At 63.1% G+C, this 25,685-nt stretch carries 24 protein-coding genes and 1 tRNA gene; 16 read left to right on the top strand and 9 right to left on the bottom strand.

Annotated elements, in window-relative coordinates; genetic code table 11:
- Window positions 1–50: 50 nt before the first annotated feature.
- The 5 genes from MUO32_RS09850 (at window position 51) to modC (ending at window position 4,668) form a co-directional block, all read left to right on the top strand.
- On the top strand, window positions 51–1,187 hold the full coding sequence (locus MUO32_RS09850; protein ID WP_257948037.1) for an aminotransferase: 1,137 nt from the start codon (window positions 51–53) through the stop codon (window positions 1,185–1,187).
- A 162-nt stretch (window positions 1,188–1,349) separates the two neighbouring features.
- Window positions 1,350–1,496, top strand: coding sequence for a DUF1127 domain-containing protein (locus tag MUO32_RS09845; RefSeq protein WP_257948036.1), 147 nt, complete (start codon window positions 1,350–1,352; stop codon window positions 1,494–1,496).
- A 563-nt stretch (window positions 1,497–2,059) separates the two neighbouring features.
- Window positions 2,060–2,833, top strand: a complete 774-nt coding sequence (gene modA / locus MUO32_RS09840) for a molybdate ABC transporter substrate-binding protein (RefSeq protein ID WP_257948034.1) — start codon at window positions 2,060–2,062, stop codon at window positions 2,831–2,833.
- 63 nt (window positions 2,834–2,896) lie between these two features.
- The gene (gene modB / locus MUO32_RS09835) at window positions 2,897–3,598 is read left to right on the top strand and encodes a molybdate ABC transporter permease subunit (protein WP_257948033.1); all 702 of its coding nucleotides are present in this window, start codon (window positions 2,897–2,899) and stop codon (window positions 3,596–3,598) included.
- Window positions 3,595–4,668, top strand: a complete 1,074-nt coding sequence (gene modC, locus MUO32_RS09830; RefSeq protein WP_257948032.1) for a molybdenum ABC transporter ATP-binding protein — start codon at window positions 3,595–3,597, stop codon at window positions 4,666–4,668. Before modB ends, modC begins: the two co-directional genes overlap by 4 nt.
- Window positions 4,669–4,670: 2 nt before the next feature.
- Here the strand turns inward: modC and MUO32_RS09825 are convergent, their stop codons facing one another.
- Window positions 4,671–5,030: a winged helix-turn-helix domain-containing protein gene (locus MUO32_RS09825; protein WP_257948031.1), complete on the bottom strand. Its 360-nt coding sequence runs from the start codon at window positions 5,028–5,030 to the stop codon at window positions 4,671–4,673.
- 62 nt (window positions 5,031–5,092) lie between these two features.
- Entirely contained in the window at window positions 5,093–6,430 is a 1,338-nt protein-coding gene (locus MUO32_RS09820; protein WP_257948030.1) for an aspartate aminotransferase family protein, read from the bottom strand.
- A gap of 145 nt (window positions 6,431–6,575) precedes the next feature.
- On the opposite strand from MUO32_RS09820, the gene MUO32_RS09815 reads away from it, so the two are divergent.
- On the top strand, window positions 6,576–7,124 hold the full coding sequence (locus MUO32_RS09815; RefSeq protein ID WP_257948028.1) for a cupin domain-containing protein: 549 nt from the start codon (window positions 6,576–6,578) through the stop codon (window positions 7,122–7,124).
- Between the two features lie 59 nt (window positions 7,125–7,183).
- Here MUO32_RS09815 and MUO32_RS09810 read toward each other — a convergent pair whose 3' ends face one another.
- Entirely contained in the window at window positions 7,184–7,372 is a 189-nt protein-coding gene (locus MUO32_RS09810; RefSeq protein WP_069059796.1) for a YegP family protein, read from the bottom strand.
- 359 nt (window positions 7,373–7,731) lie between these two features.
- Window positions 7,732–12,603 carry a hypothetical protein gene (locus tag MUO32_RS09805; RefSeq protein WP_257948027.1) on the bottom strand — a complete coding sequence of 1,624 codons (4,872 nt, stop codon included), beginning with the start codon at window positions 12,601–12,603 and terminating at the stop codon, window positions 7,732–7,734.
- 599 nt (window positions 12,604–13,202) lie between these two features.
- On the opposite strand from MUO32_RS09805, the gene MUO32_RS09800 reads away from it, so the two are divergent.
- Window positions 13,203–13,859, top strand: coding sequence for a hypothetical protein (locus tag MUO32_RS09800; RefSeq protein ID WP_257948026.1), 657 nt, complete (start codon window positions 13,203–13,205; stop codon window positions 13,857–13,859).
- A 144-nt stretch (window positions 13,860–14,003) separates the two neighbouring features.
- On the opposite strand, the gene MUO32_RS29370 is transcribed toward MUO32_RS09800, so the two are convergent.
- Both MUO32_RS29370 and MUO32_RS09795 read right to left on the bottom strand, forming a co-directional pair.
- The gene (locus MUO32_RS29370; protein ID WP_374708623.1) at window positions 14,004–14,180 is read right to left on the bottom strand and encodes a DUF6538 domain-containing protein; all 177 of its coding nucleotides are present in this window, start codon (window positions 14,178–14,180) and stop codon (window positions 14,004–14,006) included.
- Between the two features lie 100 nt (window positions 14,181–14,280).
- Window positions 14,281–14,354, bottom strand: a tRNA-Gln gene (locus tag MUO32_RS09795).
- A 239-nt stretch (window positions 14,355–14,593) separates the two neighbouring features.
- Between MUO32_RS09795 and MUO32_RS09790 the strand changes: the two genes are divergently transcribed.
- From MUO32_RS09790 to MUO32_RS09780, 3 genes are read left to right on the top strand one after another with little or no spacing between them, the layout of a single operon-like run.
- Entirely contained in the window at window positions 14,594–16,114 is a 1,521-nt protein-coding gene (locus tag MUO32_RS09790) for a Ppx/GppA phosphatase family protein (protein WP_257948025.1), read from the top strand.
- Window positions 16,111–16,827, top strand: a complete 717-nt coding sequence (locus MUO32_RS09785; RefSeq protein ID WP_257948024.1) for an RlmE family RNA methyltransferase — start codon at window positions 16,111–16,113, stop codon at window positions 16,825–16,827. The genes MUO32_RS09790 and MUO32_RS09785 overlap by 4 nt, the downstream gene beginning before the upstream one ends.
- Complete coding sequence (locus MUO32_RS09780; RefSeq protein WP_257948023.1) at window positions 16,827–17,210, top strand: VOC family protein; 384 nt, start codon at window positions 16,827–16,829, stop codon at window positions 17,208–17,210. Before MUO32_RS09785 ends, MUO32_RS09780 begins: the two co-directional genes overlap by 1 nt.
- 6 nt (window positions 17,211–17,216) lie before the next feature.
- Here MUO32_RS09780 and MUO32_RS09775 read toward each other — a convergent pair whose 3' ends face one another.
- Window positions 17,217–18,626 (bottom strand): DHA2 family efflux MFS transporter permease subunit, encoded by a 1,410-nt coding sequence (locus tag MUO32_RS09775; protein WP_257948247.1) that lies wholly within the window; start codon window positions 18,624–18,626, stop codon window positions 17,217–17,219.
- Between the two features lie 214 nt (window positions 18,627–18,840).
- Between MUO32_RS09775 and MUO32_RS09770 the strand changes: the two genes are divergently transcribed.
- The 6 genes from MUO32_RS09770 to MUO32_RS09745 all read left to right on the top strand — a co-directional run bounded on the left by MUO32_RS09770 (window position 18,841) and on the right by MUO32_RS09745 (window position 24,046).
- A complete protein-coding gene (locus tag MUO32_RS09770) occupies window positions 18,841–19,836 on the top strand; it encodes an MBL fold metallo-hydrolase (RefSeq protein WP_257948022.1) in 996 nt (331 codons plus the stop codon).
- A gap of 179 nt (window positions 19,837–20,015) precedes the next feature.
- Complete coding sequence (gene guaB, locus MUO32_RS09765; protein WP_257948021.1) at window positions 20,016–21,512, top strand: IMP dehydrogenase; 1,497 nt, start codon at window positions 20,016–20,018, stop codon at window positions 21,510–21,512.
- A gap of 141 nt (window positions 21,513–21,653) precedes the next feature.
- Window positions 21,654–22,016: a hypothetical protein gene (locus MUO32_RS09760; RefSeq protein WP_257948020.1), complete on the top strand. Its 363-nt coding sequence runs from the start codon at window positions 21,654–21,656 to the stop codon at window positions 22,014–22,016.
- Window positions 22,017–22,113: 97 nt separating this feature from the next.
- Window positions 22,114–22,533 carry an MAPEG family protein gene (locus tag MUO32_RS09755; RefSeq protein WP_257948019.1) on the top strand — a complete coding sequence of 140 codons (420 nt, stop codon included), beginning with the start codon at window positions 22,114–22,116 and terminating at the stop codon, window positions 22,531–22,533.
- Between the two features lie 97 nt (window positions 22,534–22,630).
- On the top strand, window positions 22,631–23,506 hold the full coding sequence (locus MUO32_RS09750; protein ID WP_257948017.1) for a dienelactone hydrolase family protein: 876 nt from the start codon (window positions 22,631–22,633) through the stop codon (window positions 23,504–23,506).
- Between the two features lie 183 nt (window positions 23,507–23,689).
- Window positions 23,690–24,046, top strand: coding sequence for a hypothetical protein (locus tag MUO32_RS09745; protein ID WP_257948016.1), 357 nt, complete (start codon window positions 23,690–23,692; stop codon window positions 24,044–24,046).
- 60 nt (window positions 24,047–24,106) lie between these two features.
- Here the strand turns inward: MUO32_RS09745 and MUO32_RS09740 are convergent, their stop codons facing one another.
- Window positions 24,107–24,679: a GNAT family N-acetyltransferase gene (locus tag MUO32_RS09740; protein WP_257948015.1), complete on the bottom strand. Its 573-nt coding sequence runs from the start codon at window positions 24,677–24,679 to the stop codon at window positions 24,107–24,109.
- A complete protein-coding gene (locus MUO32_RS09735) occupies window positions 24,673–25,626 on the bottom strand; it encodes a LysR substrate-binding domain-containing protein (protein ID WP_257948014.1) in 954 nt (317 codons plus the stop codon). The genes MUO32_RS09740 and MUO32_RS09735 overlap by 7 nt, the downstream gene beginning before the upstream one ends.
- Window positions 25,627–25,685 lie beyond the last annotated feature (59 nt).

The following is a 25,685-nucleotide window of genomic DNA, read 5'->3' as shown; positions in this document are numbered from 1 at the left end:
AAAGGGTCGGCGCTGCCGTATCCTGCCTTCTAACCCGAAAGGAGCCCGCTATGAAGATACGCGATTTCGGCGTCGAGATCTGGATGAACCGCTACGAGAACCATTGCGAGCTGAACCTTGCTGAAACCTGTGTGGAATCGCTGACGGTGGAAGAGCTGCTCGACATGGCCGGCAAGAAGGAGACCATCCTCTCCGAACTCCTGCCGATGAAGCTGACCTATGGGGCGATCGAGGGCAGCGAGCGGCTGCGCAAGCTGATCGCCGGTCTGTACGAGAAGCAGGCGCTGGAAAACGTCGTTGTCACGCACGGCGCGATCGGCGCCAATGCGCTGGTGCACGAGACGCTGGTGGAGCCGGGCGACCGCGTCATCTCGGTCCTGCCGACCTACCAGCAGCACTATTCCATCCCCGAAAGTTATGGCGCCGACGTGCAGATCCTGAAGCTGACGGCCGAGCACGGCTTCCTGCCGGATCTCGAAGAGCTTCGCCGGCTCGCCACGCCGGGCACGAAGCTCATCTGCCTCAACAACCCGAACAACCCGACTGGCTCGCTGATGGACCGCGATTTCCTGCTCGAAGTCGTCGAAATCGCCCGCGCCGCCGGCGCCTGGATCCTCTGCGACGAGGTCTATCGCGGCACGGATCAGACGGGCAACGGCATGACCGCCTCGATCGCCGATCTCTACGAGAAGGGCATTTCGACCGGCAGCATGTCGAAGACCTATTCGCTCGCCGGCCTGCGCCTCGGCTGGATTGTCGGGCCGAAGGACCTGTTGCATGCCGTTTCCATCCACCGCGACTACAACACGATCAGCGTCGGCATGCTGGATGACCATTTCGCCGCCATTGCGCTCGAAAACCGCGACAAGATCCTCGCCCGCAGCCATGCGATCACCCGAACCAATCTTGCCATCCTGGCCGAATGGGTGGAGGGCGAGCCGCTGATTTCCTGGGTGAAGCCGAAATCCGGCACGACGGCTCTTCTGAAGTACGACCTGCCGATGAGTTCGGAAGCCTTTTGCACGAAGCTTCTGGACGCGACCGGCGTCATGCTGACGCCGGGCAGCGCGATGGACATGGAGGGGCATCTGCGCATCGGCTATACCAATGGGGAGGAGGTCCTGGAGGAGGGGCTGAAGCGGATCTCCGCCTTCCTGCGCAAGGAGCAGGCCTCCCGCGCAGCCTGAATGGATCCTTAATGGATGCTTACGACACCCATGCGCAAGCCGCATGGGTGTTCTGCTATCTGAGCGCTGTTCTGCACTGCAGCATAACGCTATAAACGGTCATCGAAAGACGCGGCGCCACGGAAAGGTGCCGAACAGAGAGCCTCCTGAAAGGGGATCATCATGAACATGGCACGTTCCTTCAACAATTGGCGCAAGTATCGTCAGACCGTCAACGAACTCGACCGCATGACCGCGCGTGAACTGCGCGACCTCGGCATCGAACGTTCGGAAATCAAGACTGTCGCCCGCGCTGCCGTCGGCTTCTGATCGACGCGCTGCCCCGCAGCAGAATTTCGAAGACGCCCGCCTTATGGCGGGCGTTTTTGCATGTGCGAAGAGATTGGCTGGGTCTGGAGTTCCTTCGGGCAGTTGAGATATTCGATACGCGCATGACGCATAGCTGCTTTGCAAAACAATGCCTATGAAATGACCAGGAATCGCATATAGTCATATTTATCGAAGCAACGTACCTCCTCCCACGAAGCTTCGATTGTGCAGAAGGCCCACTCCTCCTCCCAGGGCCGACTGCGGGAATGGCGGCACTCCTCCTCCCAGTCGCCATTCGGTTCTATCGGAAAGCCTGCCGCACCTCCTCCCGCGGCAGGCTTTTCCATTTCTGGACCCCGCTTTCCCAAATCAGAAACACTCGGCTCGCTTCCATTCACCGAATCGCCGGTGAAACCGCATTGCTTCTTCCGGCCGTGATCAGCCGCGTCCCGCCGCAGTCTGTTTCCCTATATTTTTGAAAATATAGCGCTGGCCAAGCCGTAAACGTCGATATATTCAAATAGATATCACGCTGCCTCGGGGCAGAAAAAGGGAGAACAGGAATGAACCGCCGTCTGCTGCTGAAACTTGTCGTCGCCGCCTTCGCGGCCCTGCCGCTCGCTTTGCCGGCCGCGGCCGCCGAAAAGGTCACCGTCTTTGCCGCCGCAAGCCTGAAGAATGCGCTGGATGCCGCCAACGCCGCCTGGCAGACGGAAACCGGCAACGAGACGACGGTCTCCTATGCGGCAAGCTCGGCGCTCGCCAAGCAGATCGAGGCCGCAGCGCCCGCCGATCTCTTCATCTCGGCGGACCTCGCCTGGATGGACTACGTTGCTGAAAAGAAGCTGATCAAGGACGACACCCGCGTCAACCTGCTCGGCAACCGCATCGTGCTCGTTGCGCCGAAGGACAAGGCCTCGACGATCGAGATCAAGGACGGCTTCGATCTCTCTGGCCTGGTCGGCGACGGCAAGCTCGCCATGGGCGCTGTCGATAGCGTGCCGGCCGGCAAATACGGCAAGGCGGCGCTCGAAAAGCTGGGCGTCTGGTCCAGTGTCGAAGGCAAGGTTGCCGGTGCGGAAAGCGTGCGCGCAGCGCTTGCGCTGGTCTCGCGCGGCGAAGCGCCCTATGGCATCGTCTACCAGACGGATGCCGCTGCCGATCCGGGCGTTGCCGTCGTCGGCACCTTCCCGGAAGACAGCCACCCACCGATCATCTACCCGGTCGCCATCCTCTCGGAATCGAAGAGTGCCGCCGCTGCCGCCTATCTCGACTTCCTGAAGTCCGACAAGGCCGCCCCCTTCTTCACGGAGCAGGGTTTCACCATCCTGAAGTAACACGAGCCTCACGACAGCCCCGGCCGCTAAACCCGGGGCTGTTTGCATGTCGAGGAATTGCACGTGGACTGGCTAGTGCTCAGCGATGAGGAATGGACGGCGATCCGGTTGAGCCTCAGGGTTTCGTCCGTGGCGGTGCTCGTCAGCCTGCCGCTCGGCATTCTCGTGGCTCTTGCGCTTGCGCGGGGCCGCTTCTGGGGCAAGTCGCTCCTCAATGGCGTGGTTCATCTGCCGCTTATCCTGCCGCCCGTCGTCACCGGTTTCCTTCTGCTCATCCTGTTCGGCCGGCGCGGCGCCATCGGCTCTGTGCTCGACGAATGGTTCGGCATCGTGCTGTCCTTCCGCTGGACGGGGGCGGCGCTTGCCTGCGGCGTCATGGGCTTTCCGCTGATGGTGCGTTCCATCCGCCTCTCCATCGAGGCCGTGGACCGCAAGCTGGAGGAGGCGGCCGGCACGCTCGGAGCAAGCCCCTTCTGGGTCTTCCTCACCGTCACCCTGCCGCTGATTTTCCCCGGCGTGCTCGCCGGCATGATCCTCGCCTTCGCCAAAGCCATGGGCGAATTCGGCGCCACCATCACCTTCGTCTCCAACATTCCCGGCGAGACGCAGACGCTGTCGGCCGCCATCTATACCTTCACCCAGGTGCCGGGTGGCGATGCCGGCGCGCTTCGCCTCACCCTCGTCGCCATTGCCATTTCCATGGCGGCGCTGCTCGCCTCGGAAGTTCTCGCCCAGCGCATCGGCCGCAAGGTGCATCTCGAATGAGCCTGATCGTCGAAGCCCGCCACCGGTTCGGCGATTTTTCGCTGGAGGCCGCCTTCACCTCCGATGGCGGTGTGACGGCGCTGTTTGGCCGTTCCGGTTCCGGCAAGACGTCGCTCATCCGCATCATCGCCGGCCTGACGCGCCCGGTGGAAGGCCGCATCCAGCTTGGTGACGACATGCTGGTCGACACCAGCCGGCGCCTCCTCACCCCGCCGCACCGCCGCCGCTTCGGTTATGTCTTCCAGGAGGCGCGCCTTTTCCCGCATCTGACGGTCCGCCAGAACCTTCACTACGGCCGCTGGTTTTCACCGAAGGGCGCGCGGGCGGAAAACCCCGATCGCATCATCGACCTGCTTGGCATCGGCGACCTGCTCGACCGCCAGCCGACACACCTCTCCGGCGGCGAAAAACAGCGCGTCGCCATCGGCCGTGCACTGCTCGCATCTCCGCGTCTGCTGCTGATGGACGAACCGCTCGCGGCCCTCGACGAGGAGCGCAAGGCGGAAATCCTTCCCTATCTCGAACGCCTGCGCGACGAGGTCGGCATTCCCATCGTCTATGTCAGCCATTCCATCGCCGAGGTCGCGCGTCTTGCCGACAAGGTCGTGCTGATGGCAGGCGGCCGCGTCGAGGCCGCTGGCCCCGTCTCGGATGTGCTCGGCGGCCCCCGCCTGGCGTCTGCCGCCGACCGCCGCGAGGCGGGTAGCGTTCTGTCGGGCCATGTCGAGACCCGCGACGCCGCACGCGGCCTTGCCACCATCAGGCTCGACGGCGGCGCGATCATCCTGGTGCCGGGGGCTGCGGTTTCGCCCGGCGAGATGGTGCGCCTGCGCATCCCCGCCCGCGACGTCATGGTGGCGACGGTCCGCCCGGAAGGGCTCAGCGCCCTCAACATTCTTGAGGGCGCGGTCGAAAGCATCGATCCGGACGGGGAGGGCATGGCGAGCGTGCGTATCGCCTGCGGCGGCGATCATGTGCGCGCCCGAATCACCGCGCTGTCGGTCGAGCGGCTCGGCCTGGCGCCGGGGTTGCCCGTCCACGCCGTGATCAAGACGGTCGCTTTGGAATAGGCTTAGTCGGCGAGATTGGCGACGATCCAGCCGATATCGTCGGCAAGGGCCAGTCGGGCCTTCTCTTCCATGGCATGGTAGTGCGCAATCAGCGCCTCTCCGAAGGGTGTCAGGACCGCCCCGCCGCCCTGCTTGCCGCCACGCTGCGATTCCACCACCGGCTCTTTGAACAGCCGGTTCATCTCGTCGACCAGTAGCCAGGCGCGCCGATAGGACATGTCCATCGCCCGCCCGCCGGCAGAAATCGAGCCGGTCTGCTTGATATGCGCAAGCAGCTCGATCTTGCCGCGCCCGATGCGCCCTTCCGGGTCGAACTGCAGGCGGAAGATGAGTTTCGGTTCTGCTTTGGCGGATGCTGACATGAAAATGGGCCCGTACTGAAAATACGGGCCCAGATATAACAGCGTTTTTTGTCGAGGAAAGCTTAAGCGGCGCGCTTCAGCGCGTCGCCGAGGATCGAGACGATGTCCTCGAAGTGCTTCTTCTCGGCGATCAGCGGCGGCGAGAAGGCGATGATGTCGCCGGTCACGCGGATGAGCAGGCCCTTCTCGAAGCAATCGACGAAGACGTCATAGGCGCGTGCGCCGACAGCGCCGTCGCGCGGCGCAAGCTCGATGCCGGCGATGAGACCGATCGTGCGGATGTCGATGACATGCGGCAGGCCCTTCAGCGAGTGCATCGCCGTCTGCCAGTCGTCTTCAAGTTCGGCGGCGCGGGTGAGCAGGCCCTCGTCGCGGTAGATGTCGAGCGTCGCGATGCCGGCGGCGCAGGCGGCGGGATGACCCGAATAGGTGTAGCCGTGGAAAAGCTCGATTGCGTTTTCCGGACCATGCATCAGCGCATCGTGCACCTTGCGGCTGGAGAAGACCGCACCCATCGGGATCGCGCCGTTGGTGAGGCCCTTGGCGGTGGTGACGAGATCGGGCGTCACGCCGAAATAATCGGTGGCGAAGGCGGCGCCCAGGCGGCCGAAACCGGTGATGACCTCATCGAAGATTAGGAGGATGCCGTGCTTGTCGCAGATCGCGCGCAGCTTTTCGAGATAGCCCTTCGGCGGGATCAGCACGCCGGTGGAGCCGGCGACCGGTTCCACGATGCAGGCCGCGATGGTTTCCGCGCCGTGCAGCGCCACCAGCCGCTCGAGATCGTCGGCAAGCTCCGCACCATGCTCCGGCATGCCCTTCACAAAGGCGTTTTTGGAGAGGTCATGCGTGTGGCGCAGGTGGTCGGAGCCGGCGAGCTGCGGGAAGACGCGGCGGTTGTTGAGGATGCCGCCGACCGAGATGCCGCCGAAGCCGACGCCGTGATAGCCGCGCTCGCGGCCGATGAGGCGCGTGCGCGTGCCCTGGCCGATAGCGCGCTGGTAGGCGATGGCCATCTTCAAGGCCGTATCGACCGATTCGGAACCGGAGCCGGTGTAGAACACGCGGTCGAGCTTCGCACCCTCGGGACCGGGCGCGATTTCGGCAAGCCGTTCGGCGAAGTCGAAGGCGATCGGGTGGCCCATCTGGAAGGAGGGCGCAAAATCCAGCTGCGTCAGCTGGCGCTCGACGGCAGAGGCGATTTGCCGGCGGCCGTGGCCGGCATTGACGCACCACAGGCCGGCGGTGCCATCCAGAACCCGGCGGCCGTCGGCACTGGTGTAATACATGCCTTCGGCGCTGGCGAGCAGGCGGGGTGCCGCCTTGAACTGGCGGTTGGCGGTAAAGGGCATCCAGTAGCTGTCGAGCACGGGTGCATTGGGCTTGTTGTGAGCGTTCATGGCAGATCTCCTCTGGCTGGCGCGATAGACGCCATGATTTGCCATGCCGAACAAGTCCTTTTCTGGTTGACGTCAAGCATTTGAAATTAAAGGATATGGAAAGAGCAGTTTTCGATATTTCGAACATCTAGAACAGGGAAACGGCATGTCGGTCGATATCGGGGGCAGGCTGCGCCACCTGCGCATGGCCCACAATCTCTCCCAGCGCGAGCTTGCCAAGCGCGCCGGCGTCACCAATTCGACGATCTCGCTGATCGAATCGAATGCCTCCAATCCTTCGGTCGGCGCGCTGAAGCGTATCCTCGACGGCATTCCCATCGGCCTTGCCGAGTTCTTCGCCTTTGAGCCCGACCGTCCGAAAAAGGCGTTCTACCGCGCCGATGAACTGGTGGAGATCGGCAAGGGACCGATTTCCTTTCGCCAGATCGGAGAAAACACCTTTGGTCGCAGCCTGCAGATTCTGAAGGAATGTTACCAGCCCGGCGCCGACACCGGAAAGGTGCCGCTCGTGCATGATGGCGAGGAGGGCGGCATCGTGCTGTCAGGCCGGCTGGAAGTGACCGTCGACGACGAGCGCCGCATCCTCGGCCCGGGCGATGCCTACTATTTCGAAAGCCGCCGCCCGCACCGGTTCCGCTGCGTGGGCCCGGTGCCCTGCGAGGTCATCAGCGCCTGCACGCCGCCGACCTTCTGACCGACCGCCTGAAATGCAAAAAGCCCGCCGGAGGCGGGCTTTTCAAGAGGTCAAGCCGATCAGGCTTGCGGCGTCGTGTTGTCTTCGACGGGCGCGCCGGGGCCGTTCTTCTTGATCGAATCGATGGCGTTCTGTGCGCTCGCCTTGCTGGAATAGCCTTCGGTCGCGAACATCACTTCGCTGTTGTACTTGAAGCGAACGCGATATTCGCCGGCCTTGTCCTTGTAGATCTCGAACTTGTGCGCCATGGGCTCTAGCCTCCGTGCGTGTGTGAATCAGGCAGTCGCAACGTGCCAGCCACCGAGAGCGCTGACAAGAGCGCATGGTGGTTCAGAACACTTGTTTGTTGTTTGGGTCGGATGGCGATACCGCCATGGTTCTCAAGGACGAATACTTGGCAGGTCCACCACGATTGACAGCAGGTCACAGTAGAGCTTGCCGACGTGGTTGCGCGGGTCGTGTTGATAGTATCGATCTAGCCCCATGTCGCTGCACTCTTGGCGCCGTTCCCAATCCGCGATGCCGCTCTTGTTACGGATGTTGAACGTCGCAGCCGCCTGCCTGTTGGTAACGCGCTGTCGCCTCGGTTTGTGATCGACGCAACGGATCACAGCAGGAAGTCTCCCGTCTTGAGGGTCAGCGCGGCATCGATATGCAGGACGAAGTCAGCGTTGCCGTTGCCGTCGATGTCGCCATAAACATAGGTGCCGGCCTTCGTTTTCTCGTACCGTAGTTCGCCGGCGCTGTTTGAGAACTTGGCGGTGCCGATGAAGCTGAAGGCCTGATCGCCGGTTTTCATCAGGTTCGCGTCGACTGCGGCGAAGTCGATGACATCCTTGTCCTTCTGGGAGAAATCGAAGATCGTGTCCGTTGCCGTCTTCGAAACGCCGAGGTCCTTGACCGATCGGAAGACAAAGCGATCGCTGCCTGCACCGCCATAGAGGTCGTCAAAGCCGAGCCCGCCGATCAGACGGTCGTTGCCAGCCCCACCGGAAAGCACATCGTTGCCGGTGCCGCCATCGATCACGTTGGCCTCGGCATCGCCCGTGAGCTTGTCTGCATGAGACGAGCCGGTGAGGCTTTCGATGGAGGAATAGGTGTCACCCTTGGCGTCTCCTGTATTGATCGAAGGCGTGGCAAGGCTGGCGACCACACCTGCCTTCGCGCCGGCATAGGAGGCCGTGTCCGTGCCGTTGCCGCCGAGAAGCCGGTCGATCCCGTCCCCGCCGATCAGCACGTCATTGCCGTCCCCGCCTTCGAGCGTGTCGTTACCGGCATAGCCATGCAAGGTATCGTTGCCGGCAAGACCCAGCAGCCGGTCCATGCCGATACCACCCTTCAGGATGTCACTCTTCGCTGTGCCGCTGATCGTTTCCAGCAGGTCGGTAACGGTGATGGTAAAAATCTTCGTCACCTTGTGCACGCCGTCGGAGACTTCGATCGTCACCGTATCCTTCTGCACCTTCTCATAGTCGATGGCTGCCGCCGTCACGAGCTTGGCGCCCGAGAGCTTGAAAAGGCCGCCCGCCGTGTCGAGGAGCTTGTAGGTGAGTGTCCTGCCTTCCGGGTCCTTCGACGAAAAGGTACCGACGACCGTGCCGGTCGCGACGTTCTCCTTCACCACCGTCCCGGTCAGGACCGGAGCAGAAGGCATCTCGTTGACATCCTTTACGCCGATGGCGAGGGTCTGGATGTCGATCAGCTTGCCGTCGCTCACCTGGACGATGAGGTCGTAGACGTTGTTCTTGCCATTGTCCTTCGGGCTCTCATGGTCGGGTGCGGCCTTGAAAACGAGCGCCCCGGTGGTCGCATCGATGGTGAAGAGCGCCTTGTCGGCGCCGCCGACGATGGAATATGTGAGCTTTGCCGCCTCCTTGTCCGTCGCCCTGACCGTCGTGATGCCCGTGGTGTTCTCAGCAACGGCAACGCTGGCCGTGGTGCCGCCGCCATTGGAGGTGATGACGGGGTTGTAGTTCACCGTGTGGGTGACGAGGTCATAGGTGAGGTTCGAGAAGGTGACGGACGTCAGTCCCGCGATGCCATCGACACCGGCAGCGACAAAGGCTTTCAGCTCCACATAGGTGAGCGCCTTCAGCTCCGTGGCGGTCATGTCGATTTCGATGCGGTCGACACCGGCGTTGTGTAGCGCCGTTCCCGCAGCCTTGGCAAACGTCCTTGCATCGGCATAGCTGAGCTTGACGGTAACAATATCCGCCGCGACGAAGCCGATACCCGCGCCGACATAGGCGTTGGCCTGCATCAGCGAGAGTGTCAGCGCGGTGTCGGAGACATCGATTCTGTCGACATTGATCGACTTCAGCGCCGGGATGTCGATGATGTCGGGGTCCTTCAGGGACGCCGCCGTGGCGGTCACGGTGACCGTATCGGCCGCATCGAACACAAGGCCATTGGAGGCAAAGCTCATTGCGCGTGCCATGGTAAGGCTGACCGCACCGTCGGTCACGTCTATGTTGGCGACGCCAAGCCGGCTCAGGGCTGTGATGTTGGTGATTGTCAGCGCTGCAATCGCGCTTCCGCTGTCTGCCAGCGCGACCTTGTCCAGCCCGATGCCCGCATAGAGGTCGAGCCTTCCGCTCGTGAGCGTCAAAAGTGCCGCGCCCTTGTCGGTGAGCATTGCGGTGTAGCCAGCCGCGAAGGCCATGCCGTTCGCATGGATTGACGCGACCTGCGCCGCCGTGAAGGCGAGGTTTGCCTGGCTGGAGGCGAGGGACTTGACGCCGAGGTCGGCAAAGGCGGTCAGCGTCGTATCCGTGAGCGAAACCGCCTGGTTGGGGCTAAGGGAGAGGGTGATGATATCGTTCGCGGCAAACCGGACGCCGGCGCTGCGAAAGGCATTGAGCTGTGTCAGGGACAGCGTGAGCTGATTGTCGCTCGCATCGAGCGACACGATGCCAAGCGCCTGGAAATAGGCGATCGCGCCTGTGCCAAGCGCAGCGATGTTCGTCGCCGTGTCCTCGACCGTCACGCCGCCGCTGCTGGCAGCGACCGAAAGGCCCTTGGCGCCGAAGGCCGTGAGCTGGGCGATGTTCAATACGACGGCGCCGTCGAGCGAGCGCACGCCATCGATACCCCCCGCGGCAAAAGCCGCGATATCGGCGGCGCTGAGCCCCTGGATGGTTGCCGCACTGTCCGCAATGACAACGGCATCATTCGCCGCGAAGCGGATGCCGGCCGCAAGGAATTGGCCGATCGTGCCAGCCGACGCCGCGAAGGCACCATCTGTCAGGTCGATGACCGAAACGCCCCAGCCGCCGAGCGCGGCGATGTCGGCATTGGCAAGGTTGGCGACGCTGGCGGACGTGTCCGCAATCGCGATGACATCGCCTGCCGCAAAATGCAGGCCGGCATCCATCAGCAGCCCCGCATGCGCAATCGTCAGGGAGCCTGCATTCTGCGACAGGTCGAGAACGGTGGTTCCCATCTGGGCAAGCGCTTCGATCTTCCCGGCCGTGAGATCGGCAAGGTCGCTCGCCGCAAGCCTGACGGTCACGATGTCATTGCCCGCAAAGCTGATGCCGGCCGCCACGAAAGCTTCCGCGAGGTCGAGCGTCAGCGCGATCATCTGGTCCGTGACATCCATGGCTTTCACGCCCATCGCCTTCAAGGCAACGACCTGGCTCACCGAAATGTTGCCGAGCGCGGCGCCTGAGCCGGTCACCGTCACCGAGGCGGCGCCAGCGATCTTGAGGCCGGCGATGGCGCTGAGTGACAGGGCCGCGTCCGTTGCAAGGCTTACGGCGCCGGTATCGGAAACCTTGACCGTGGTCACGCCAAGTTCGGCGAGATCGGCGACATCGCCGGCCGTCAACGCCGAGACGGCATCCGCGTCCGCCTTGAACGAAACGGCCTCGGTGTCCTGCGTCAGGCGCTTCGTGAAGATTCCGGTGCCGCTGCCGTCGAAGGCCCGCCATGCAATAGCGATGTCGCCGTTTGCCAACACGCTGACCTGAGGGACTGCTTCGGACCCGCGCCCGCCGGGGTTGACACGGGTTTCTCCGCCGACCTTGTTGCCCTCGGCATCCATGATCTGAAGGAGGATTTCGCGGTTGACGCCGACCATCGACACCCAGCTGACCGCGAAGCCGCCATTCGGCAGAGCCACCACGTCCTGCTCATATTGTTTGTCATCCGTCGTGGTGTTGACGCCTGTCTGCACGCCTACCTTGCCGCCGTCAGCGTCGAAGATCTGCGAGTGGATGCCGGTCGATGATCCGTCGTCCGAAATCCAGGTGATCACATAGCCGCCACCGGCGAGCGCCGTGACCGTCTGTCCGCTTTGCTCGAAGTCGATATTGGTCGCGACCTGGGTTTCTCCGCCGATCGGATTGCCCGACCCGTCGAACAACTGGGCGTAGACGCCGCGCTGATCGCCCTCCTGCTGCAAGGACTCCCAGGTGACGACGAAGCCTCCGCCGGGCAGCGCGGAGAGCTTCGAATTGGTTTGCACGAACAGCGTGTGGGAATTGACGCGGAACGCATCGCCGAACGTGCTGCCGTTGGCATTGAAAAGCTGGGCGCGCACGTCCCCGGAGCCGTCGTCACCGGGAACCGGCCAGACGATAACGAATTTGCCGTCGGACAGAAGCGTTACGCCGAGAGGCTGGAGGCCATTCTCCTGATAGCCGGTGCCGGCCACGATCTCGCTGCCGATGGCATGGCCGTCCGCGCCGAATATCTGGGCTCGGACGGTTTCGTCACCATTGTTGGGCCAAGTCACGACATATTGGCCATCACCCAGCGCCGTCACATTGGTCCACCGCGATGCGGTAGACAATTCCGTCGTGAGCCGGATTCCGCCGCCGGCCGGATTGCCCGCACCATCGAATTTCTGGGAATAGATTCCCGTGTCGGCGCCGGACTGAAGCCAGGTGATGACATAGCCGCCGTCCGAAAGCTTCGCGATCGCCGGAAAGGCCTGGCTACCTTGATAGCTGTTGATTCGCGCCTCATTGCCAACCTTGTGCCCATCGGCATCGAAGCGCTGCGTATAGATGCCGTCCGTGAGTACGTCGTTGTTGGCCGATTGCCACAGCACCACATAGCCGCCGCCGTCCAGCGCGATGATCTCTTGCCGGGACTGGGGGCCGCTCGTGGACGTATTGACCTGCGTGTCGTCCGGCGACGCCTGGCCAAAAGTTTCATAGCGGCTGATTGCGGTGATATCGGCACCGGCAAGTGCCTTGATCTGGGCAAGCGTAAGGTCCAGCGCGTCGTTGGTGGCGACGAGCGAGGATGCCCCCATTCCCGAGAGGGCGCTGATTGCGCTCCCGCTGAGGGCTTCCAGATTGTCAGTATTGTCCTTGATGGTGATAGTGTCATCTTCGCCGAAACGCACGCCCGCCGCGATAAGATCGGCCGCCTCGGCCACCGTCAGCGTGGCGCTGTTGTCGCCAAGGTCGATCTCTTGCGAGGGCAGACCGGACTGGATTCGGGCGCAAATTTCGGCGAACGTGCTCACGTTGGAACCTCTAGTTATGTGAACCGGGCGGCATAGCTGTCAGGAGCCGCTGCAGCATCAAGGGCAGACGTTTCCGGCTGCGATGCCGCCGGGATGGTGGGGTGGCATTCCTGCCTGGTATCTGAATGAGGGAGGCTTGCCCTTAAACCGGCAAAGCGGCGTCCGGGTCGGGCAGCAAGCGCCAAATAATTGATTTCATGACGTTTCCTAAAAGGCTATGCACTCATAGCTAGAGAGAAAGTTGGGATCAACACAAGAAGCGGGCGGCAGGCCGATGCACCCAAAATTGAGTCACCCGGATGACGAAGCGACATCACAATGCAAAACTGGCCTGCTAGGAATGCCGGGAGGGATATCCGATATCTGATGCAATCGAGACCATGAGGCCTTCAGAACCGAACGTTGATTTCAATCCGATGACACGGAGCGGTGGTCCTGCATTCTTCGCAGTTTTGCGCGATGCTGCCGAACAGCTGCTGGCGATGCATGATGATGCGCCGAGAGTGGTGCGCTATGTCGCCAGCATGCAGAAATGGTTGATCACGCAGGCAATCGTCGCCCTTCATTTCGAGCGAAAGCACGACAAGGAGCGCCCGCCATTGACCGCCGGCTCGCTCATCGAATTCTTCGCCGAACAGCAGACCTTCAGCAAGAACACGTTGACGGCCCATCTGGCGGAAATGCACGCTTACGGACTGCTCGTCTTGCAGGAAAGCAGGGACAAGCGTGTCAAGCCGCTGCAACTGAGCGCCCATGGCGAGACCTTGATCGCTCAATGGCTGGAAAGCCATCTTTCCGCCCTCGACCGGCTGGATGGCGGCGATCGCGCCTCTCGGCTTGTCGATGATCCGCGCCTTCTGGCTTGCATCCATCCGCTGGCTGTTCGAGCCCTTGTCTTCGATCCGGGCTGGGCTGAGCCGCCCGCAAGCGTGGATCTGTTCGTCCGCACCGAATCGGGAAGCAATATCCTCCACGAACTCATCTGCCGGCTGCCGGCCATCAACAGCCTTGATAAGGCTGTCTGCGTCGGCCGGCTCCATGCAAGCGAGGTCTCTACCCGGCACACCCTGTCGCGCGGTCATGTGCAGAGAGTGTTTTCTCGGGCGCGGGCGGAAGGGCTGCTTGTCTGGAGCCTTCCCGGCAATCAGGGCGACCTGTCGGTCTCCCCGGTTTTGCTCCAGGACTACGCGCGTTGGCAGCGCGTCAAGTTCGACGCCATATCTACCGCTTACGGGCAGGCGCGAAAGCAATTTTGACCGGAGAGGGAAGACAATAGCCTCAGGCGCTGACGGGTTGCCATCGCTCGACGCGGAGCCAGCCGCTTGCCTGAAAACCCTTGACGAGAGCACCTCAGCGGCAAGGCGCCCCGTCCCGCAAGCGGGCCTCGATCCGGTATTCGATCAGGAAATCCCCGTCGAACTAGACAGCCGATCCGAAAGCCGCCGGGCAGTCTTCGCGTTGCAGCTTCCGAGGCTCAGGACCAGCTCGCGTCTGCCGATGCGTTCTTGAAGCTCGGCCAGAACGACTCGCCGGAAATGATAGATTCCGCCATGGCGGGCGACGTTCGATATCGCCAAGGGGGCCGCCAGCCGCCGTGAGACGGTTTTGTAGCAAATGCCTGCATCCGCCGAAATTGACGTGAGGCATTTGAACGATTTCAGTGAATTAGGAGGAGATTGGCTGGGGAACCTGGATTCGAACCAAGATTAACGGAGTCAGAGTCCGTCGTTCTACCGTTGAACTATTCCCCAGCATGGCTGGTTCCGGTATGGCCGGGGGCCTGTGAGGCGGGCTTATAAACAAACGGCGGCGAGATGCAAATGGTTTTTTTGGGAAAATTGCATCGAGGTCGTGGCCGGCCCGATCGTCGCGGTCTCGTCATAAAAAGAATTTGGCGAACGGGCCGGGCGCTGGTAATGTCGCGCCAACGAAGATCGAGAGAGCGCCTGCTTGCAGCCCAAGGGCTTTGCGCGGCGCCATAGGCAGTAACGTGAACGACCCCGACAGCGGCGAAAAGCCGCCCGTTTCCGGGGCGCGAGTTGCGGACGATACGGGACGACCCAAGCGGTCGCGCCGTCGCAAGGGGAAGCAGAAGGCCGCAAGTCCGTCTGCCGTTTCTCCGTCCGCAGGCCAGGCAGCCGGGTTGTCCCCAGCCGCCGAGCGCTCCCAGACCGCACCCAGCGGCGCAAATGCGCGCCGGAACAAGCGCCGCAAGCACGCCAAAAGTGTTGGCGCGGAGAATGTGCGTCCGCTTGCGCCCGTTGGCCAGCGGGAAGGCGCCCAGCAGAATCAGGCAGATGGCCACAAGGGCCGGCGCAAGCATCGCGGCCGGAAACCCGGTGCGCGGCCCGTGCCCGGTGGCGACGCTGTGCCGGTTGCCGCGGAGGCTGCCGCCGAGCAGCGCCCTGCCGTGCAGGAGCCGCGTCGCGAGGCCGCGCCGCAGCGGGCAGCAGAGCGTGAGGGCTATGATGCGCCGCTCTATGCCGCGCTTGACCTTGGCACCAACAATTGCCGCCTGCTGATTGCCCAGCCGACGCGGCCGGGCCAGTTCCGTGTCGTTGATGCGTTTTCCCGCATCGTGCGGCTTGGCGAAGGGCTTGCGGCGAGCGGCCGTCTCTCGGACGAGGCAATGGACCGTTCCGTCGAGGCGCTGAAAATCTGCGCCGCGAAACTCAAGACCCGCAACATCCGCCGTGCCCGGCTCATCGCCACGGAGGCCTGCCGCGCGGCGACGAATGGCGAGGCTTTCCTTGAGCGGGTGCGGGAAGAGACGGGGCTGGACCTCGAGATCATCAACCGCGAGACCGAAGCGCGGCTGGCCGTGTCCGGCTGCTCGTCGCTCGTCGGGCGCGAGGCGAAATCCGTCGTGCTCTTCGATATCGGCGGCGGCTCGTCGGAAATCGCGGTCATCCGCATCGGCGACAACCGTTCCAGCCGGCTTGCCAACCATATCACGCACTGGACATCGCTGCCGGTCGGCGTCGTCACGCTGTCGGAGCGCCATGGCGGGCGGGATGTGACGCCCGAGGGTTTTGCGGGCATGGTCTCGGAAGTCGAGGGCATGCTGGCGAATTTCGATTGCCCCGGCGACGGCATCCATGCGCCGGAGGATTTTCATCTCATCGGCACCTCCGGCACGGTGACGACCCTCGCCGGCGTGCATCTCGACCTGCCGCGCTACGATCGCCGCCGGGTCGATGGCGTGTGGCTCTCGGACGACGAGGTCACGGCCATGCAGGCGCGTCTGCTTTCCTGGGATTTCTCCGCCCGGGCGGCCAATCCCTGCATCGGGCCCGACAGGGCCGACCTCGTGCTGGCCGGCTGCGCCATCCTGGAAGCGATCCGCAAGCGCTGGCCCTCGCGCCGCATGCGTGTCGCCGACCGCGGCTTGCGGGAGGGGCTGCTCACCGACATGATGGCCGATGACGGCGTCTGGCGCCGTGGCCGCCACCGCCGCAACAACCGCAGCGCTCCCCGGTATCCGGCAAAGCCCGAAGGACAGGCGTCATGACCAAGCCCCCCATCGGCCGCAAACTTGGCCAGAAGGTCAAGAAGGGCAAGCTGAAGGCGTCGTCGCGCCGCTGGCTGGAACGCCATATCAACGATCCCTATGTGCAGCGCGCCAAGCTGGAGGGCTATCGCGCCCGTGCGGCCTTCAAGCTGCTGGAGATCGACGAGAAGCATCATATTCTCGACGGCGCCCGCCGCATCATCGACCTCGGTGCCGCGCCCGGAAGCTGGTCGCAGATCGCCGCCAAGGTGACGAATTCGACCGACGCCGATCCGCGTGTCGCGGCCATCGACTTCCTCGAGGTGGACCCGCTGCCCGGTGTGCGCATCCTGCAGATGGACTTTCTGGAGCCGGATGCCCCCGAAAAGCTGATCGAAGCCGTCGGCGGCACACCGAATCTCGTGATTTCCGACATGGCCGCGCCGACCACCGGTCACCGTCAGACGGACCATATCCGCACCATGCATCTGTGCGAGGTCGCGGCACATTTCGCGATCGAGGTGCTGGCCGAGGGCGGCCACTTCCTGGCGAAAACTTTTCAGGGCGGGACGGAGCGCGAGCTGCTTAATCTGCTCAAGCAGAATTTCAAGCAGGTCATCCATGTGAAGCCGGGCGCCTCGCGCGCCGAATCGGTGGAGATGTTCCTGCTCGCCAAGGGCTTCAAGGGCCGCAAGGCGCGAGACGAGGCCGCCGAGACCGAAGAGGAAGCGTGATGCTTCTCTACACGACCGTCGGCACGAACGATCTCGAGCGCGCCGGCCGCTTCTACGATGCCGTCCTGCCGCTCCTCGGCTATGCCAGGCAGAAGGAAGCACCCGGCGAAATCGGCTACGCGGCGGATGAGGATGTGCGCTGCCGCTTCTGGGTGGTGGAGCCGTTCAACCGCGAGCCCGCCACTTTCGGTAACGGCGTTACCATCGCCTTCGACGCACCGACCCGGGCCGCCGTCGATGCCTTCCATGCGGCGGGTCTTGCGCAGGGCGGCACGGATGAGGGCGCGCCGGGCATCCGCCCGTTCCACGCCAATTTCTATGCGGCCTTCGTGCGCGACCACGACGGCAACAAGCTCGTCGCCGTCTGCGAAAAGCCGGAATAGGGTCTCCTACTTCACCGCTATCGTTTCCTCTTCCTCGCCCGCCATCCGGTGGCCGGAAACGGAGGCGCCCGCGTTCTTCGCCATGGTGAGGAAGGGGAGCGCTGCAAGGAGGGTGATGGCCGAAATCACCATGAAGGCGATCTGGAAATCGCGCAGTTCGAGCGGCGAGCCCGTCAGCGCGGTCTCGATTTCGAGGATCGCGCCCGCGACGGCAACACCCATGGCAAGGCTGATCTGCTGAAGCACTGCGCTCATCGAGGTCGCCTTGCTGGCCTCCGCGTCCGGAATGTCGGCGAAGGACAGCGCGTTTACGCTGGTGAAGAAGAACGAGCGCACGAAGCCCGCGATGAGAAGGACGCCCGCGATGAGCCAGAAGGGCGTCGTGGGCGTGAAGAGGCCGTTCACGAAGGTGAAGGCCGCGCCGAAGACGCTGGCGAGGATCAGTGTCGTGCGGAAGCCGGCGATCGTCAGGACCCGCTTGGCGATGACCTTGGTGGTGATGGCGCCGATCGCCCCCGTGAAGGTGACGAGACCGGACTGGAAGGGCGTCAGCCCGAATCCGACCTGCAGCATCAGCGGCATCAGGAAGGGCACGGCACCGATGGAAATGCGAAACAGCGTGCCGCCGATGGAGGCCGCGCGGAAGGCGCTGTCGCGGAAGAGTTTCAGGTCCAGCAGCGGCGTCGGGTGGCGCCGGGCGTGACGCACATACAGCACGCCGCAGACAAGGCCGATGACGGTCGCGACGATGCCGATGGCCGGCGGCAGGGCTGGCAGGCTCATGACGGAGAGGCCGAACATCGTGCCCGACGCTGCGACCGCGCTCAGGAAGAAACCGAGCCAGTCGAGCGGCGGCGGTGCTGCGGCGCGGATTTCCGGCAGGTAGATGCCCGAGAGGATGTAGCCGACGATGCCGACCGGTACGTTGATCAGGAAGATCCAGTGCCAGGAGAAATAGGTGGTGATGAAGCCGCCGAGCGGCGGGCCGGCCAGCGGGCCGACGAGGGCGGGGATGGTCAGGAGCGCCATGGCCGAGACGAGTTCGGAGCGCGAGGTGCTGCGCACCAGAACGAGGCGGGCGACGGGTGTCATCATCGCGCCGCCCATACCCTGCAGGAAGCGCGACACGACGAAGGCGAGAAGGCTGTCGGCGACGGCGCAGAGGATCGATCCGGCGACGAAGACGAGGATGGCGAGGCGGAAGATGCGCTTGGCGCCGAACCGGTCCGCCATCCAGCCGGAGAGCGGAATGAAGGTCGCGAGCGACACCATATAGGCGGTCAGCGCCAGCTTCAGCGTGATCGGGCCGACGCCGAGATCGGCGGCGATGGCCGGCAGCGACGTGGCGATGACGGTGGAGTCCATCTGCTCCATGAAGAGCGCGACGGCGAGAATGAGGGGAACGATACGGTTCATCGGCAATTCGGGGTGGGAGACCTTCATGCAGGCCCATCCGTCTTCTGCGCCCCTCGTTGCCATCTGTCAAATCGCGGGGATCACAAGCCCGTGATGCGGCGGGACGGGATCGTGACAGCGCCCTAGATCGTCGCATGTCATCTTCATGTCGATGCCGGCTTCTACAACGGCCCGGCTTCTACAACGGCGATGCAGCTTTCAGAAGGGAAGATCCATGGCAGACCATTCGACGATCTCGCGCCGGTCCTTGTTTCTCGCGGCGGGCGTGACGACATTGGCCGCACCGCTGGTGCTGAACCGTGCGGCCGCCCTTGCGCAAACAACAAGCGATGCCACCGATATGAGAGTAAGTCCCCTCGAAGCCCGCAGCTTCAAGCTGGGCAGTTTTCGCGTTCTGGCCATCCGCGACGGTATGCGCGCATCCGACAAGCCGAACGAGACCTATGGCCTCAACCAGCCCGCCGAGGCCGTCAGCGCGCTTCTGGCGGAAAATTTCCTGCCGGCCGACAAGTTCGTCAACAGTTTTACGCCGACGCTCGTCGATACCGGCTCCGAGGTCGTGCTGTTCGATACCGGCATGGGCGAGGGCGGGCGCGAGGCCGGCATGGGCCGTCTCGTCGAAGGCCTGAAATATGCAGGCTATACGCCGGACCAGATTTCCGTGGTCGTCATCACTCATATGCATGGCGATCATATCGGCGGTCTGCTGGAGGGCGGCAAGCCGGCCTTCCCGAATGCGCGCTACGTCACCGGCCGAACGGAATACGATTTCTGGGTCAATCCGGAACGCATGGGCACGCCCGCCGAGCAGGGCCATCAGGGCGTTCTCGCCAAGGTGCAGCCGCTGGCCGAAAAGCTCACCTTCATCGAGGATGAGGGCCAGGTCGTGCCCGGCATTACCGGTCTCGATGCGTTCGGTCACTCGCCGGGCCATATGATCTTCCGCGTCGAATCGGAGGGCAGGGCGCTGATCCTGACGGCCGATACCGCCAACCACTATGTGCTTTCCCTCCAGCGCCCGGACTGGGAGGTTCGCTTTGACATGGACAAGGCGCAGGCCGCGGCGACACGCAAAAAGGTCTTCGACATGATCGCGACCGACAAGCTCGCCTTCATCGGCTACCACATGCCCTTCCCGGCGGCAGGCTTCGTGGAGAAGGTCGGCGAAGGCTACCGCTTCGTGCCGGTCAGCTATCAGTTCGATATCTGAGCACGCCGTCTGTGTGCAGGGCGAAGCCCGGAAGGCATTCCGGGCTTTTTGCTATTTCCAAGCCGTCATGAACGTGTTACCAGCCCTCGCCAACTTCCAAGAATTTCTTGCAAGCGACCGAGGCGAACATCTCCCAGTGTTCCCCTTGGTGCGTAAGCTTTACCCTGAGGAAACTGGCCATGGCGCGTATCATTGAAACGGCAACCGGTCTCGAAGCCCTGACCTTCGACGACGTTCTCCTGCAACCCGGTCACTCCGAGGTCATGCCGGGCCAGACGAACATCGCGACCCGCATCGCCCACGATTTCGAACTCAACCTTCCGATCCTCTCCTCCGCCATGGACACGGTGACGGAAAGCCGTCTCGCCATCGCGATGGCGCAGGCCGGCGGCCTTGGCGTCATCCACCGCAACCTGACGCCGGCCGAACAGGCCGAACAAGTCCGCCAGGTCAAGAAGTTCGAAAGCGGCATGGTCGTCAATCCCGTGACGATCGGGCCGGACGCCACGCTCGCCGATGCGCTGTCGCTGATGAAGTCGCATGGTATTTCCGGCATTCCGGTCGTCGAAAACGGCGGCAGCGGCAAGGCCGGCCGTCTCGTCGGCATCCTGACGAACCGCGACGTGCGCTTCGCTTCCGACCAGAGCCAAAAGATCTACGAACTGATGACGCGTGAAAACCTCATCACGGTGAAGGAAAGCGTCGACCAGCAGGAAGCCAAGCGTCTCCTGCACACACACCGCATCGAGAAGCTGCTGGTGGTCGACGGCGACGGCCGTTGTGTCGGCCTCATCACGGTCAAGGACATGGAGAAGTCGCAGCTGAACCCCAACGCGTCGAAGGATGCGCAGGGCCGGCTTCGCGCCGCCGCCGCGATCTCCGTCGGCGATGACGGCTTCGAGCGTGCCGAACGCCTGATCGACGCCGGCATCGACCTGATCGTCGTCGATACAGCGCATGGCCACTCGCAGCGTGTTCTCGATGCCGTCGCCCGCGTCAAGAAGCTCTCCAATTCCGTTCGCATCATGGCCGGCAACGTTGCGACATCCGATGGCACCAAGGCGCTGATCGATGTCGGCGCCGACGCCGTCAAGGTCGGTATCGGCCCTGGCTCGATCTGCACCACCCGCATCGTCGCAGGCGTCGGCGTGCCGCAGCTTGCGGCCATCATGGCGTCGGTCGAGGCCGCGCAGGCCCAGGGTATCCCGGTCATCGCCGATGGCGGCATCAAGTTCTCCGGCGACCTTGCCAAGGCGATCGCCGCCGGCGCCTCGGCCGTCATGGTCGGCTCGCTGCTTGCCGGCACGGATGAAAGCCCGGGTGAAGTGTTCCTCTACCAGGGCCGCTCCTTCAAGGCCTATCGCGGCATGGGCTCCGTCGGCGCCATGGCGCGCGGCTCGGCAGACCGTTACTTCCAGGCGGAAGTGCGCGACACGCTGAAGCTTGTGCCTGAGGGCATCGAAGGTCAGGTGCCGTACAAGGGGCCGGTTTCGGGCGTGCTGCACCAGCTTGCCGGTGGTCTCAAGGCTTCGATGGGGTATGTCGGCGGCAAGGATCTCAAGGAATACCAGGAGCGCGCCACCTTCGTGCGCATCTCTGGCGCCGGCCTGCGCGAAAGCCATGCCCACGACGTGACAATCACCCGCGAGAGCCCGAACTATCCGGGTGCCGTCTGATCTGTCCGGTCAAAAATGGACGCCTTGGAATGCCCGGTTTTGCCGGGCATTTTCATTTTGAGCGCTTGATCCCTGTTCCGTTTTTTCAGGCATGCGCTAGGATCGGGCATCGGCAATAGTGCCGGCTATCTGGGGGATATCATGAAGAAATTTTTGGCTGGTGCCGTTCTGGCCCTGGGGCTGGTTTCGTCCGCGCATGCGCAGACAGTCAGCGCCGGTACGTACAACGTTGAAGGCACGAATCTCGACGGTTCCGCCTACAAGGGCACTGCAACGATCGAGCTGACCAGCGAGACGACCTGCTCGATCGAATGGCAGACCGGCGGGACCACTTCGAACGGCATCTGCATGCTCTATGGCGACGCCTTTGCAGCCGGTTATGTGCTGGGCGATGCCGTCGGTCTCATTGTCTATCAGGTCAAGGGCGAAGGCGTTCTGCAAGGCGCCTGGACGATCAGCGGCAAGGACGGCTCGGGCACCGAGAACCTGACCCTGCAGCAGTAAGCCTCTTTCCTTCGGCTTGTCGCAAGGCCGTTTCCGGTTGAGCCTTTGACCGGAAACACCTATCAAAGGGCCCGAAACGACAAGCCGAAGGATAAACATGTCTCCCACGGAAGCCACGATCTGGCCTGTCATCGCGCATGTCGCGCTGGTCTTCATTCTCTATTTCCTGCTGTCTTCACGCCGTATGGCGGCGGTGAAGTCGGGGCAGGCAAAACCTGAGCAGTTCCGTGAGAACCGTGACGAGCCATTGGAAAGCGTGACGGTCCGCAACGCCATCGCCAACCAGTTCGAACTGCCCGTCCTTTTCTATGCCGTCAGCATCCTGCTTTATCTCGTCGATGCCGATAATCCCGTGACCGTCGCGGGCGGCTGGCTGTTCGTGGCCCTGCGCTACGCCCACGCCTATGTCCACGTCACCAGCAACCGCCTGCGCTATCGCAGACCGCTGTTTATCGCCGGCTTTGCGGTCCTCGGCCTTCTGTGGATCTGGCTCGGCATCTGGCTTGCCTTCACCTGATCGGAGACGATTGTCCCCGGCGGTAACGCAGATGTGTTGAGCGTCGGATGGCGTGAGGCCTATCTTATCCTCCGGCTCGACACGCGGAGGATCCATCATGGACAAGCCACCCGTCACGCAGGCGATGATCGACGCCTATGACGAATACACGCATCTGACGCTCGATCGCCGCCGCTTCATGGAGCGCCTGACGGCGCTTGCGGGTTCTGGTGCGGCAGCGGCCGCCATCGCCCCGCTGCTTGCAGCCAGCTCTGCCAGTGCCGAGATAATCGCGGCTGACGACCAGCGCCTGACGGCCGAGGACGTCGTCTATGGCGGCAGTTCCGGCGAGATGAAGGGCTATCTCGTGCGCCCCGAGGCGGCAGCCGGCCCGCTCGGCGCCGTGATCGTCATCCATGAGAATCGCGGCCTCAATCCGCATATCCGCGACGTTGCCCGGCGCATGGCGCTCGAAGGCTTTGTCGCCCTTGCACCCGACTTCCTCTCTCCTTCGGGCGGGACGCCTGAAAACGAGGATCAGGCGCGCGAAATGATCGGCAAACTCGACCCGGCTGTGACTGTGGCCAATGCTGAGACGACCCTGCAATTTCTTGCCGGGCTCGATGACGCGAACGGCAAGGTCGGCGCCATCGGTTTCTGCTGGGGTGGCGGGCTGGTCAATCGTTTCGCCACCAAATCATCGGAGCTGAAGGCGGGTGTCGCCTATTACGGCGCACAGCCGCCGACCGAGGACGTGCCGGCCATCACGGCGGCGCTGCTGCTGCACTATGGCGGGCTCGACGAGCGCATCAATGCCGGCATCGACGCCTATCGCAAGGCGCTCGAAGCGGGAGGCAAGACCTTCGAGATTCACGTCTATGACGGCGTCAACCATGCCTTCAACAACGATACGTCGGCGGCCCGCTACGACAAGGCGGCAGCCGATCTCGCCTGGCAGCGAACAGTGGCGTTTCTGAAGAAAAATCTCGCCTGAACGCGCGAATCCGCATCGGCGTCGAATAAAGCAAATAACTGATCCGTATGAGAAAATGAGGCCGGGCTCTGACGGATCCAGCCTCCAATTTTTTAGGGGCAAAGCAACATCGCGATCCAAAGGCCAAGCAAAATATTGCGGCATGCGGCGCGCGAACTGATTACTCATAACGGGATCATTTTCGTGAAATCTCTTGCGACCAAAACCTTTGCCGCGTTTGCTGCGGCAGCCATGCTCGTCTCCACGCCGGCCGCCTACGCCGCCGGCCAGAAGTTCGATATCAAGAACGACTCCGGATACATCATCGACGGTTTCTACACCGGCGAGGGCGATGAATGGAGCGCCAACTGGATGAACTTCAAGCTCAATGGCGGCGAAAGCGCCAATATGGAGTTCAACTACGATGGCCCGTGCGACATCGAGTTCTACGTCACCTGGGAAGGCGAGGACGGCTCCAGCATCAAGGGTGACGAGACGACGATCAACATTTGCGAAGCCAATACGATCTATTTCGACGGCAAGCAGGCGACCTACGACTGATCGAATCCGCCGTAAGGCAGGATAGGCGTAACCCCGGCATGTCGAACATGCCGGGGTTTTTTACTGCGCGAGATCGAGGCGCATGGCGCAGCGCGTATCGCGCCGCAGCCCCTGTGTATCTTCGAGGTCGAGCAGCTCCCGCAACCGTGGGGAAAGCGCATCCTCGTCAAGAATGTAAAAGCCGAGCCGCTCGTAGAACGGGCAGTTCCAGGGAATGGTGCGGAAGGTCGTCAGCGTCACGGCGTCAAGGCCGCGCGCCGATGCGGCCTCGATGGCATGGGCGATCAGCTTGCGGCCGATGCCGAAACCCTGATGCAGGTGATCGACGGAGATTTCGCCGATATGCAGGTCCCGGCCGGATATCTCCGCGCTGAGAAAGCCGAGCGGATGATCGCCGTCATCGACCGCCACCCAGTTCGTGCCGGCCTCGATGAGGGCATGATGTACCTCGGCACTCTGCACCTCGCCGACCGATAGCCAGGAAAAAGCTTCAATCAGCCGGAAGGCCTGGGCGGCCGAGCGCTCGATCTGGCGAAGCGTTTCCACTTCGTCTTCGCGGGCAGGGCGGATCGTCACGCCGGACGGGCCGGTCTTGACGAGGGGAACGCCGTCGAGCGGCAGCTGCGTCACCATCCGGGCAGGATGTTCCCGGTCCGCATGCGCGCCACGCGCGGGAACACCTTCACTTCAGCCTCGGTCATGTCATCGCTCGCCGCCAAAGGCGTGATGTTGTCGAGGCAGGCGGTGATGTGGCTGGTAATGGCATTGGAGAGCGACGGCGAAAGGCCGGGCCTGCGCATGATGCCGATCTGCACCGGGGCGAGCGGCGGAAAACCGTCCGCCTGTGTCAGCACCTTCATGCCGGGGCGCAACGCCGATTCCGGCAGCACCGAGACGGCCATGCCCGCCATGACGGCGGCGGCGACGACGGTGGAGGACCAGCTGGTGAACAGCACCTGATAGTCGCGCCCGACGGAATCGAGCGCCGCGCAGGCGATCTGCCGCCACTGGCAATCGCGCCTTCCCACGGCGAGCGGCACCGGGGCGTTTTCCGGCAGCGGGTGGTTGGCGGACATGACCCAGCAGAGCGGTTCGGTGCGCACCACATCCGACTGGCGCTGGCGCGGATTGTGCGTCACGAGCGCGATGTCGAGTTCTCCCTTGGCCATCTTTTCCGCGAGGTCCACCGAGGGCTCGCAGACGATATAGAGTTCGACATTCGGATGGGTTTTCGCAAACCGCATGATGATTTCGGGCATGTAGCGGTCGGCATAGTCATCCGGCGTACCGATGCGCAGCATGCCTTCCAGGCGGTTGTCGTCGAAGGCGGCGATGGCCTCGTTGTTGAGACGCAGCATGCGGCGGGCATAATTCAAAAGACGCTCGCCCTCGGCGGTCAGCCGGTTGCCGCGGCCGTCCTTCATGAAGAGCTGCTTGCCGATGCGCTCTTCCAGGCGCCGCATCTGCATGGAAACGGCCGACTGGGTCTTGAACACCCGCTCGGCCGCGCGCGTGAAGCTTCCGGTATCGGCAATCGCAACGAAGGTCTGGAGCTGGTCGATGTCTAGCGGAGCGGACATAAAGGCACCCATAAGATTGTTTGATTGATACTATTAGAAACATTCGTTGGACTGATCAA

This window comes from Shinella sp. CPCC 101442 (assembly GCF_024704725.1).
GTDB lineage: Bacteria > Pseudomonadota > Alphaproteobacteria > Rhizobiales > Rhizobiaceae > Shinella.
The sequence above is the reverse complement of the archived record's forward strand: the minus strand, read 5'-3'. Positions and strand labels throughout refer to the sequence as shown.